A 4,584-nucleotide genomic window follows, 5' to 3' on the forward strand; every position below is an offset into this window, starting at 1 on the left:
AGGCTGCTGCCGTCAAACGGGCGCCGTCCGAGGTGTCGCCCGCGAAGAAGGCTGGTGCCAAGGCGCCGGCGAAGAAAGCTGCTGCTAAGGCACCTGCGAAAAAGGCTGCGGCCGCCAAACCCGCCCGGTCCGGGACGACGCCCGCCAAGCGAGGCACCGAGGCAATCGCCAAACGGGCGCCGTCCGAGACGTTGCCCGTGAATGAGGTTGCGGCCGCCAATGCACCCGTGAAGAAGGCTGCTGCAGGCGCCGGCGAAGAAGGCTGCTGCTAGGGCGCCGGCGAAGAAGGCTTCGGCCGCCAAACCGGCCCGGTCCGGGACGCCCGCCAAGAGAGGCGGCGAGGCAGCTGGGGTTCCCCCCGAATAGTGACCATCGATCCAACGAGGCCTTCCGGTCCAGGCATCTCGGTCCATTGTTCGGGAAATGTTCCGTCCCAATCGAATCCAGGTGAACTCGATGCTGGAAATCCGGGAAAGCGGTTGACAGAATCGTCTGAGGTCGACCAGGATTCCGTGATCTACCATCCATCGGGTCGTCATCTGGATCGGGTGAACTGAGCCTTGAGAGGTTCTTCCACCCGTGCCCCGGGCGGTACCGGTCTGCGCGAAAGGGCTCCGGCGAGGTGGATGGTTATTGACTCAGGCTGCCTGAGTCTGAATCGTGTCGGTGAGGACCAAACCCGTGACAATCCCGAACTCTGCCCCGGCGAGTAGCAGCCACCACATCGGGTCTGTCTCGGAGAGCGCCGCGTCCGACGTCCTGGAATTCGGATTCAACAGCTAGCCACGCATGGCGAGGCCGCGGTCTAAGCGTCCGCACTCGACCACGTGATCGCACCCGTTCTCGGTGAGCTCGGGCGGTGGCAGATTTTCGATCCCGCACTCGCATCGGAGAAGGCAGTCCGCTCCCGCCAAGACCCTCCAAGCCCACTGCAACAGCCCGAAAGAGCAACTCTGGGAAGTCTTCGTTGGTGTCCGTGGCGTGGGGAATGCCATGGTGCTCGGCGAGGAGGATTTCATGCCGTTGATCGGGCGGGTGTGCGCTTCGAGCAGATGGCGCAGATCATATTCACCAGCGGCTACCAGGAAGCGGCCTTTTGAGAAATATCGGGACTTGGCCGATTTCCCGAACGGCTGAAACGAAGAACCGAATTTTTTTGGCTCGCAATTGGATGGCTGTCTGGTTCAGGCCTCGTAACGCGCAGATACGCGTTCCTTCCTGATAGCTACGGCTCGATATGGCTGATCCGGATTGGAGCGACGCGGCCTGATGTATACCGCCGGACCTGAAAGGTAATTCTACTGGCTGTCGTCGCTGAGGCCTACCAATGTTGTTAACGGCCAAAGTAAGTCGCGTTCTTTCTGCCTGAAGCTCGGGTTTGTCGTGAGTGGGGACCCCAGGGGGATCGTGTTGATATGCTCAGATCGGCGATGGTCTGGGGACGGTGAAATGTCAGTTCGGGTGAGCTTCCTGATTACCGGGAGGAGCCGCGTGCCGTTACTGTGTGCATTCGACGGTTGCCCGGCGAAGAAGGAGACACATGGCGGTATCACCGAGGGGTTCTGAAGGTTCGGCGAAGAAGACAACCAAGGAGATTCGTGAGTGGGCGATCGGGGAGGGCCACGAGGTGTCATCCCGCGGCCGGATTTCGGCCGAGATCGAGCAGGCCTTCCATGTCGCTCAGGCGAAGAAGGTTCAGGCAAAGACGGTGCCGGTAAAGAAGACGGCCGCGACAACGACGGCCGGAAAGAAATTAGTCGCGAAGAAGGCTCAGGTGACGAGGGCGGCGGCGAGTACGGCTCCGGTGACGAAGGCAGCCGCGACGAAGACAGCTGCGACGAAGGCAGCTGCGAAGAAGACAGTCGCGAAAAACGCGGCTGCGGAGAAAACGGACGTGAAGAAGCCGGTCGCAGCGAAGGTGCCGGTGGCGAGGGCAGTGGTGAGTAGGGCTCCGGCGAAGAAGTTGTCCAGGGAGATTCGTGAGTGGGCGATCGGGGTGGGTCACGAGGTGTCATCCCGCGGCCGGATTTCGGCCGAGATCGAGCAGGCCTTCCATGACGCTCAGGCGAAGAAGATTCAGGCAAAGACGGCGCCGGTAAGGAAGACGGCCGCGACGAAAACGGCCGGGAAGAAAACGGTCGCGACGAAGGTGGCTGCGGAGAAAACGGCCGTGAAAAAGAAGGGCACAGCGAAGGTGCCAGTGAAGAGGGCAGCGGTGAGAAAGTCTCCGGCGAAGAAGTCGCCGAAGGAGATTCGTGAGTGGGCGATCGGGGTGGGCCACGAAGTGTCATCCCGCGGCCGGATTCCGGCTGAGCTCGAGCGAGCCTTCCATGACGCTCAGGTTGAGATGCCGGTGGCGTGAGTTGCAAGATTGCCCTGGTGCAACTCGTGGCCATGCTGTCATGAAGGCTATCGGCCTGTGGGAATCGAGATCTTCGGCGCCATATGGTGGGCGGTTGTCCGGCGCCAGCGGCGCCGGCTATCGGGTGCGAGGTCTCCCGCCGGGCACCTGACTTGGCGATTCCCACTCAGGAGTGGATTGGGTGCAGGCAGCCCCAATTCAGGGCAAGCCTGAGCGTGGTGCGCGTGGCGCTTCGGGTGCGGCGGGAGACTCTCATGCCGCGGTGGGGCGAGTGGGCGCCGGCGCATCGGGACAATCGCGAACGCTGACGGACGCCGAGCCTTCGCGGACACCGACGAGGTGACCGTCGATCCCGCCCCTGCCGGTCCGGCCGGGGCGGGACCCACCGGCGAGAACTCTGAGGGGAAATCGACGGCTCGCCCACAAGCCGCCGGGGCTGAGCTGCCTCGGCGGACAGGAAGGGGCCGGTCCACTCGAGAAGGGCAGGGCAGTGTCGAGCGGCTCGTTGACCGCGAACTCGGTCCATTCGTCGACGGCATCGACTACGTCGTAGCGTTGTTGCAGGACGATCCCGGTCTCAGTTTCGACGACGAGGCGCCACGCCGCTAGTTCCCGGCGCACGGTCGTGGCTACATCCTCGGGTGCGCAGGGTAACTCGCCCCGGGATGGCACAGCCCGATGATTCCGCCGCCCGGACGGTCCCTGGGTCCGGGAGGCCGGAGTCGTCATGGACCTGCAAGTTGTAGCCACGACGCACTAGCTAACGCCCCTTCCTGACCGTCCGTGTCCGCGTTCACAACGCCACGACCGACTATTGCGGAATGCGATTGAGGAGGCGGCGTCCGGCCGCGGACCCCGCCTCCGACGACAAGTGAGCTCAGCGGACACCTGAACAGGGCGGTGGAAATCAGGACTCGAGTAGTTCGGACACGGTGACGAACCGATATCCCTCCGCCGTGAGTCCGGCGAGGACGTCTGGGACGGCGTCGAGCGACGCTTGACGCGAGGGAAACATGACGTGCATGAGGATGATTGAACCGGGGCGGGTCTGCGCCAGAGTCGCGGCTACGATTCCAGCGGTGTCGGCGGTGGCCGCGGAGTCCGGTTCGACGTCCCACATGACGGTGGTCCGATCGTGCTCGGCGAGATAGTGGGGAAGCCCGAGGAGTTTCTTACCGTACGGCGGGCGGACGGTGATCGGACCGGTGTAGCCGGTGGCCCGGATCGCCTCGTCCGTCCGTTCGATTTCATCCCGCACGGTGTCGGCAGAGACGAAGACCATTCGACGGTGGGTGTCGGTGTGGTTGCCCAGTTCGTGTCCGGCATCAGCGATCCGCCGGCCGTGTTCCGGGTTCGCGCGCAGGTCGGTGCCGTTGAGGTAGAACGTTGCTCGGATGCCGGCCTCGTTCAGTAGCCGCAGCACCTCGGGTGTTCTGCTGGTCGGCCCGTCGTCAAAGGTGAGAGCGACGACCTTTTCGTCCGTGTCGACCCGAGTCCTCCGACGGGTTTTCTGGCGAGTGGTCACCAGCGCTCCTGTTCATCCGTCGCTGCCTGGGACTCGGCCACAGTAACAGGCCCCTGCTGCTCGGTGGTCGGGTGAGACAACCGGATTCGCCTGTCGTTTCGCCACGATGCGGAGAGCTGCAGGGCCGACGGGAGCGGGTCTCCGATCCCGCGGTTCTGCCGTAAGGAGCCCATTACCGCCCCGCTGATGAGCAGTCTATGTGTGAAGCCGAGGGGGAGACCCCGAAGCAATGCGCCCACTGGGAGTTGAAGAAGCGAATGCCCGCCGAGCGGCTGTCGAGACAGAAACCGGAGGCATCAACCCCGAGAAGGGGTGACGCCTCCGGCTCATCCTGTGTATCCGAGTGTCGCCGAATCTCATCCATTCTTGCCCACGAACTAGACAGGCTGCCCTTGTTCGAGCGGCCCTCGGCACTGCGATCAGACGGACGGGGGACAGGTCGTCACCCGTGGTGAAAACCGCACTCCGTAGTAGTCGGAGGGAGCCACTCGTGGATCGGCTTGCCACCCGCACCCGGGGCCGCGGACAGCTCGCCGGCCAGCTCGAGCGCCCGCTCGTGGGTCTCGACGTCGATCACCATCCAGCCGGCGATCAGGTCCTTGGTCTCCGCGAACGGGCCGTCGGTGACCGGCGGCCGCCCCTCGCCGTCGTATCGGACGAACGTGCCCTCCGCGGAAAGTGCCTGACTGTCGACGAA

4 protein-coding genes and 1 pseudogene are annotated in these 4,584 nt (G+C 63.9%); 2 read left to right on the forward strand and 3 right to left on the reverse strand.

Annotation, left to right across the window (positions count from 1 at the left end; translation table 11 throughout):
* Nucleotides 1–366, forward strand: a pseudogene (locus AZG88_RS52995) (hypothetical protein); the annotation flags it as partial.
* Between the two features lie 1,174 nt (nucleotides 367–1,540).
* Entirely contained in the window at nucleotides 1,541–2,362 is an 822-nt protein-coding gene (locus AZG88_RS31250; protein WP_061700074.1) for an Lsr2 family DNA-binding protein, read from the forward strand.
* A gap of 252 nt (nucleotides 2,363–2,614) precedes the next feature.
* Here the strand turns inward: AZG88_RS31250 and AZG88_RS31255 are convergent, their stop codons facing one another.
* The 3 genes from AZG88_RS31255 to AZG88_RS31265 all read right to left on the reverse strand — a co-directional run.
* A complete protein-coding gene (locus AZG88_RS31255) occupies nucleotides 2,615–2,983 on the reverse strand; it encodes a hypothetical protein (protein ID WP_061700075.1) in 369 nt (122 codons plus the stop codon).
* A gap of 286 nt (nucleotides 2,984–3,269) precedes the next feature.
* Nucleotides 3,270–3,887, reverse strand: a complete 618-nt coding sequence (locus tag AZG88_RS31260) for a polysaccharide deacetylase family protein (RefSeq protein WP_231914267.1) — start codon at nucleotides 3,885–3,887, stop codon at nucleotides 3,270–3,272.
* Between the two features lie 442 nt (nucleotides 3,888–4,329).
* On the reverse strand, nucleotides 4,330–4,584 hold a 255-nt coding region (locus tag AZG88_RS31265), incomplete at its 5' end, for a YciI family protein (RefSeq protein WP_061700076.1).

The organism is Rhodococcus sp. LB1, from assembly GCF_001583455.1.
GTDB lineage: Bacteria > Actinomycetota > Actinomycetes > Mycobacteriales > Mycobacteriaceae > Rhodococcus_F > Rhodococcus_F opacus.